Source organism: Deinococcus sp., from assembly GCF_030523985.1.
GTDB lineage: Bacteria > Deinococcota > Deinococci > Deinococcales > Deinococcaceae > Deinococcus.
Map to the genome: position 1 here is coordinate 1 of NZ_JAUNHK010000033.1, position 6,239 is coordinate 6,239.

The 6,239-nt window shown below is 66.0% G+C and carries 6 protein-coding genes and 1 tRNA gene; 1 reads left to right on the forward strand and 6 read right to left on the reverse strand.

What is annotated here, in order from left to right:
- Positions 1-207: 207 nt before the first annotated feature.
- Positions 208-609 carry a 30S ribosomal protein S9 gene (rpsI, locus tag Q4C89_RS06765; protein WP_303101846.1) on the reverse strand — a complete coding sequence of 134 codons (402 nt, stop codon included), beginning with the start codon at positions 607-609 and terminating at the stop codon, positions 208-210.
- 2 nt (positions 610-611) lie between these two features.
- On the reverse strand, positions 612-1,037 hold the full coding sequence (rplM, locus tag Q4C89_RS06770) for a 50S ribosomal protein L13 (protein WP_303101847.1): 426 nt from the start codon (positions 1,035-1,037) through the stop codon (positions 612-614).
- A gap of 250 nt (positions 1,038-1,287) precedes the next feature.
- On the opposite strand from rplM, the gene Q4C89_RS06775 reads away from it, so the two are divergent.
- Positions 1,288-1,363, forward strand: a tRNA-Asp gene (locus tag Q4C89_RS06775).
- 108 nt (positions 1,364-1,471) lie between these two features.
- Here the strand turns inward: Q4C89_RS06775 and Q4C89_RS06780 are convergent.
- The 4 genes from Q4C89_RS06780 to Q4C89_RS06795 all read right to left on the reverse strand — a co-directional run.
- Entirely contained in the window at positions 1,472-2,629 is a 1,158-nt protein-coding gene (locus Q4C89_RS06780) for an AI-2E family transporter (RefSeq protein ID WP_303101848.1), read from the reverse strand.
- A gap of 109 nt (positions 2,630-2,738) precedes the next feature.
- The gene (locus Q4C89_RS06785; RefSeq protein ID WP_303101849.1) at positions 2,739-3,650 is read right to left on the reverse strand and encodes an ABC transporter permease; all 912 of its coding nucleotides are present in this window, start codon (positions 3,648-3,650) and stop codon (positions 2,739-2,741) included.
- Positions 3,650-5,647: an ABC transporter permease gene (locus Q4C89_RS06790; protein WP_303101850.1), complete on the reverse strand. Its 1,998-nt coding sequence runs from the start codon at positions 5,645-5,647 to the stop codon at positions 3,650-3,652. Before Q4C89_RS06790 ends, Q4C89_RS06785 begins: the two co-directional genes overlap by 1 nt.
- 23 nt (positions 5,648-5,670) lie before the next feature.
- Positions 5,671-6,239: HepT-like ribonuclease domain-containing protein (locus tag Q4C89_RS06795; protein WP_303101851.1), on the reverse strand; the 569-nt coding region annotated here is incomplete at its 5' end.

The window sequence follows — 6,239 nt, forward strand, 5'->3', positions numbered from 1 at the left end:
CTGCGCCACGCGGCCCACCGGGGCAGGCTCACGCTGTAGGGTGACCGTTTGCGAGGCCGCCGGACTCTGCGCCGACGCCGACATCAACAGAAAGCACAGAAGCACAAGACGCCGCACGCCTCACAGTGTAGCGGCTGCCCCCTGCCCAGCCGAAGGGCAACGAAAAACCCCCTCCCAGACGGGAAGGGGCAAAACAAGCGGTAAAACTCAGCGCTTGGAGAACTGGGGAGCGCGGCGGGCCTTCTTGAGGCCGTACTTCTTGCGCTCGACTTCGCGGGGGTCACGGGTCAGCAGGCCCTTGGGTTTCATCTGGGCGCGGAAGTCGGGGTTGACCTTGAGCAGGGCGCGGGCAATGCCGAGCTTGATGGCGTCGGCCTGACCGGTGGGGCCACCGCCCGTCACGGTGATGATGGCGTCAAAGCGGCCAGCGGTGCCGGTTTCCTTGAAGCCTTGCAGGGCGTGAACGGCACGCAGCAGACCACGGAAGTAGGTCTGGAACTCTTTGCCGTTGACCAGAATCTTGCCTTCGCCAGGGCGCAGGAACACGCGGGCGACAGCGGCCTTGCGGCGGCCGGTGCCGTAGTACTGTTCAGGTTGCTGAATCGCCATGATTATTTGACCTCGAGCGTCTGGGGCTTCTGGGCGCTGTGGGGGTGGGCTTCGCCGGCGTAGACCTTCAGGCGGCTGTGCATGGCACGGCCCTGGCGGCCCTTGGGCAGCATGCCGAACACGGCGTGCTCGATGACGCGCTCGGGGTGCTTCTTGAGCGCTTCGCGGGCGGTTTCGGTCTTCAGGCCGCCCTGGTAGCCGGTGTAGCGGGTGTACACCTTGCCGTCGAGCTTGTTGCCGGTCAGGGCGACTTGCTCGGCGTTGATGACGACCACGAAGTCACCCTGAATCATGTTGGGGGTGAAGTCGGGGCGGTGCTTGCCACGGATGCGGCTGGCAATCAGGGTGGCGAGGCGGCCGAGGGGCACGCCCGAGGCGTCCACCACGACCCAGTTCTGCTCGTCGTTTTTGGGGATGTAGGTTTTCACCTTGTACTCCGTAAAGGGGGTTGGGATTTGGCTGGTTGACGGCGGCCCGCTCTACCGGGGAGAAGAAACGTCCGCGTCCGGGGAAGCCACCCGGTCATCTCGGCTCTACCAAGCACAAGACACTAAAGGTCAGTCTATCAGAAGTGGCTTTGCCGGGGCAAGACCCACAAAAGTTGAGCTGATCGTGTCGGGCACCCGGCGGGGCCCGCACTTGACTTCTGACCGGGTGGCCTTTACTCTCTTTTCCGCTGGTCCGGTAGTGTAGCGGTTAGCATATCTGCCTGTCACGCAGAAGGTCGCGGGTTCAAATCCCGTCCGGACCGCCAGCAAGTGGGAGAGTTTAGGCTCTCCCGCTTCTTTTTTGGTTGCTTGCCAGACGAAGATGCCGCCGACCCTTTTGCAAAGAGTCGGCGGCGTTCGGATTCTTGGAAGCGCTATGGCCCTTCGGTGTAGACGCGGCTGGGGTAGTAGTACTTTTCCAGCAGCAGTTTGCCGAGCGCCACGGCAGGCACGGCGAGCAGCGCCCCGGCAAAGCCCATCAGCGCCACGCCAATCAGAATGGCGAGCAGCACCGTGACCGGGTGGAGGTCGGTGGTTCGGCTGAGGATGTAAGGACTCAGGAAGTTGCCCTCGATCTGGTTGGCGACCACGAAGACCACCACCACCAGCAGCATCTTGAGCGGCGCGTTGGGCAGCGTCAGCGCCAGCAACAGTGCAGGCGTGGCCCCGACGATCGGCCCCAGGTAGGGCACGATGTTGAAAGCTCCCGCCAGAAAGCCGATGGCTGCGGCGCTCGGAACGCCGATAAGGGTCAGGCCCAGCCAGACCACCACGCCGATGAAGGTTGCAATGAGGAGTTGGCCGCGTACATAGCCGCCCACCGCTATCCCCACGAGGTCGCTGATCTCGAGGACTTTGGGCTGCCAGGGGCGGGGGAAAGCCCGCAGCAGCGAGGCGTTGAGGCGGTTGTAGTCGAGCATGAGGTACACGCTGAGCAGCAGCATCAGCACCACTTGACCCACCACGCCCCCGATGGACACCAGGCGGTTGAAGAGGGTGCCCGTCGAGTTGAGGGCGTTCTGGAGCATGGGAATGATGTTGTCGCCGAGGTTGGACACCCACTCGCGCGCCGCCTCGTTGATGCGGGTCTGGGCATCGGTGAGGCCGGGCACGCCACGCTCGGTCAACCAGTTGACCACCCCGGTCAGCAGGGTGTTGAGGTTGTCGATCTGGGCGGGCAGCCTCTGGAACAGTTGGACAAACTGCCCGGCGACGGTCACGAACAGCGCCCCCGCCAGGGTCAGGATCCCGATAAACAGCAGCAGCACGAAAAAGACGCCCAGCCCCCGCTTGACCCGGCCCCGTTCGAGCCAGTTGAGCAGCGGGTTGGCGAGGTAGGCGATCAGGAAAGCGACCGTAAAGATGACGATGATGCTCAGCGTGAGTTGCGAAAAGCGGTAGAGCAGGTAAAAGCCCAGCAGGAACACCGCCAGCCTTATCCAGGGACTGCGCCAGGCGTACTGAAAGGCGTTGGGCTGCTGTCCAGGCTGGGGAGCAGGCGAGAGCGAACCGGGCGGGGGGGGAGTGGGCATCACAATGCGCCTACTGTAGTGCGAACGCGCCAACCGTAAAACCAAAAGGCCAGGGGACATTTCCCTGACCTCGGCGGAGAGCCTGCTCGGCTTCTTCGATGTTCGACTGCTAGCCCTCGTAAGGCCGTCCCAGAGCCTTGGGCGCGGCGCTGCGGCCCGTAAAGACCAGCGCCAGAATGGTAATCAGGTAGGGCAGCGCCCCGATCAGGGGGTCGGGCAGCAGGTTCTTGCCGCCCAGCGCGATACTGACCGCCTGCAAGAAGCCGAACAGCACCGTCGCGCCCAGCACACCCAGCGGCTTCCACTGCCCGAAAATCAGCGCCGCCAGCGCGATAAAGCCCAGGCCCGCACTCATGTTGCGGGTGTAGGCGCTGAGGTTGCCGATGCTGAGAAACACGCCCGCCGACCCCGCCAGAATGCCCGACAGGATGACCGCCGAATAGCGCATCCGCTGCACGTTGACGCCCATGCTGGCGGCGGCGCCGGGTTGCTCGCCCGTAGCGCGCAGGCGCAGGCCGTAGGGGGTGCGGTACATCACGTACCACACCAAAGCCACGACCAGAAACGCGAAGTACACGGGCGGCGAGAACTTGAAGTCCCCGATGCCCCACAGCGGCAGCGGATGCTGCACCTTGGGCGACTCGTTGCTGGTGTTGTACAGCACTTGCAGGATGACGGGCGGCACACCCAGGGCCAGCAGGTTGATCGCCGTGCCCGAGATCACTTGGTCGGCGCGGTATTTGATGCTCAGGACGGCATGAATCCAGGCAATCAGGCCGCCCACCAGCGCACCCGCCAGCCAGCCCAGCCAGGGGGCGAGGTTGCCGAGTTGGTTTTCGGTGCTCAGGGTCACGACTGCGCCCGCCAATGCCCCGAAGATAATCAGGCCGTCCAGGGCGATGTTGACCACGCCGCTGCGTTCGCTGAACAGCCCGCCGAGGCCCGTGAGCAGCAGCGGCACCACCGAGCGGATGAACGTCACCAGAAAGGTCACGCTCAGAATTTGTCCGAGAATATCCATCAGTTGCTCCCCTGCTGTCCGCTGGACGGACGCGAATCCTGGGTGTGGGGGCCTTTGTCGATGCCGTCAGTACCCTGCCCGCTTCCCGGTTGACCCCGGCTGCTCTGGCCCACGTTGGGCAGTTTGGGCGCAGCGTTCGGCTCACCCGGCCCGGCGAGGTTGAGCGGCGGCGGGTCGGTCACGCGGCGACTCAGGAAGCCACCAGCGGCGATGAACAGCACGATGAGCGCCTTGAGCACCGTCACGATGTCCTTGTTGATGGCGTCCAGGCGCAGGTCGGCGTCGATGCCGCCCGTATCGATGGTGCCGAACAGCAGGCTGGAGGCGACCACGCCCGCCGGAGTGCTCTGGCCCATCAGCGCCACGGCGATGCCGTCGAAGCCGACGTTGACCGGCATGTTCTGCTTGAGGCGGTAGTCGTCGAGCGCCCCGCCCTGCACGTAGTGGGTCGCTGCCAGTCCCGCGAACATGCCCGCGATGGTCATGGCGAGGATGGTGCCACGCGCCACGCTGATGCCGCCGTATTCCGCTGCCTTGGGCGAAAGGCCCACTGCCCGCAGCGCGTACCCCGTCGCCGTGCGCCACATCAGCGTGCCGAAGAGGGCCACGCACACCAGCGCCAGCAGGAACGAAGCGTTGAGTTGGCTGCCCGCGATGTCGATGGGCACGCCGATGCGCCAGGTCAGCAGCCCGACCAGCAACGCCGCGCCGAGCGCCAGCCAACCGCCCTGCCGGGTACGCCGCAGCAGAGGCCGGGCGACCAGATACGCCACCAGCGCGAACAGCCAGCCCAGGCTGAGGACGGTGGCCCCTTCCTTGCCGACGTTCAGCAGGTCGAGCAGGGTGGGCAGCCGCGCCGCCTCGTGCAGTTCGGCACTCTGGGCTTCGTACCCTTCGGCCTTGAAGGGCAGGCTGTAGGTCTTGCCCAGGAAGGGAAACTCGTTCGAGCCGATAAGAAAGACGAAAATCCCGGCGGCGATGTAGTTGAGCATGATGGTGTTGATGACTTCGCTGGAGCCGAAGCGGGCCTTGAGCACGCCCGGAATGGCTCCCCACAGCGCCCCGCCCGCGCCCGCAGCGATGACCGAAAGCGGCATCAGCAGCCAGCCCAGGCTCGCCGGAGCGTAGACGCCCACCAGCATGGCGGCAATCGCGCCCATCGTCAGTTGACCGGGGGCGCCGATGTTGAAGAGGCCCGTGCGGAAGGCGAAGGCCACCGAGAGGCCCGTAAAGATAAGCGGCGTCGCCAGCTTGAGGCTGTCCAGGAAGGGGTTGAGGCTGGTCACGGGGGCAAACAGCGTGGAATAGACGAAATACACCAGGTCGGTGCGGGCCAGCCAACTGCCCCACAGCCCCAGCGGCGCTCCCGTCTGGTTGATGGGCGGCTGCACCAGCAGCACCACCACCGCGCCCACCGCAATCGCCAGCGCAATGGCGGCAACGGGCACCAGCAGGCCGCGCATGCGGTTGAACCGTTCCCACCACGCAGGCCGCGCACTCAGGCCCGCGCTTGCCGCCACCAGTCCGCCCAGCACCGAGGCAAGGAGGCCCAGGTTCATGCCGCCCCCCTCGTAGAAGCTCCGCAGGCGCACCTTGACCGGGCGGCGCAGGGTGTCGTCGGCAGCGACGCGAGCGACTTCGGCCCCCAACGCCTGCCCCAGCAGCACCACCGCCGCCACCGAGGTCAGCGCCGCCAGCAGCCCTGTGATCCAGAACCAGTTCTGCCGTTTCCAGGCTCCGAACAGGGTGGCGAGGGTCAAGGCGAAGGAAGTCAACCCCAGCATCTGCGTGGGGGCAGAAGGCGGCAGGCGAACGTCGGTGTTGGCGCTGAAGTTGTGCAGGCTGCCGAACAGGTGCAGCAGCACCGGAGCGCCATCGAACGTACGCCCCAGGGCGGCGAGCGGGGTCAGCAGCAGCGCCGCGAGCGCCACGCCGCTGGCTATCAGCGCCACCCTGGCCGCAGTCGGGGACGGGCGAGAATCAGGAAGGTGGGTCACGCCGCGTATTCTAGGCGAGGGGGCTAGGAAAGAGAGGAAGGCGCAGGCCCCTCCATGCGGTCAGGCTCGGCACTGTCGGCCAGGGCTTGCAGCCGGGGGCGCAGGGCGGGCAGTTCCTCACGCACGGTGCGCCAGACCAGTTCGGGCGCGAGGCCGAAATAGTCGTGCGCCACCAAGTTGCGAATGTCGCGCAGGTAGGCCCAGGGCACTTCGGGGTGGCGGTCTTGCACGCTCTGGGGGATGTACTTGGTCGTTTCGCCCAGCCGCAGCAGGCCCAGCAGCACGGCGTCCTGCACTTCCTCGCGCATTCGGAAGGTGTCGAGACTCAGCGGCGCGGTCAGGGCGAACAGGCGGTCGAGCGTGTCCAGCAACTCGAACAGCCGCCAGCGCCAGCGCTTGACCCGGTGACTGGGCGCGGGCACGGGCGGCACCGCCATCACGTCCACCGCGTCGGCCAGAATCTCACCGCGCAGGGGCGGGCGCAGGCTGGCTTCGAGCACCACGTCGGCGCGGCGTTCCAGCAGGTCTTCCAGAACTTCCTTGACGCGCATCAGGTGCAGCAGGCCCGGCTCCTCACCGGGGGCAAAGTCCA

Excerpts from the sequence above, each read along its gene's own strand:
- rpsI (WP_303101846.1), bottom strand. The coding sequence starts at position 609 with ATGGCGATTCAGCAACCTGAACAGTACTACGGCACCGGCCGCCGCAAG.
- Q4C89_RS06780 (WP_303101848.1), bottom strand. The coding sequence starts at position 2,629 with ATGCCCACTCCCCCCCCGCCCGGTTCGCTCTCGCCTGCTCCCCAGCCT.
- Q4C89_RS06785 (WP_303101849.1), bottom strand. The coding sequence starts at position 3,650 with ATGGATATTCTCGGACAAATTCTGAGCGTGACCTTTCTGGTGACGTTC.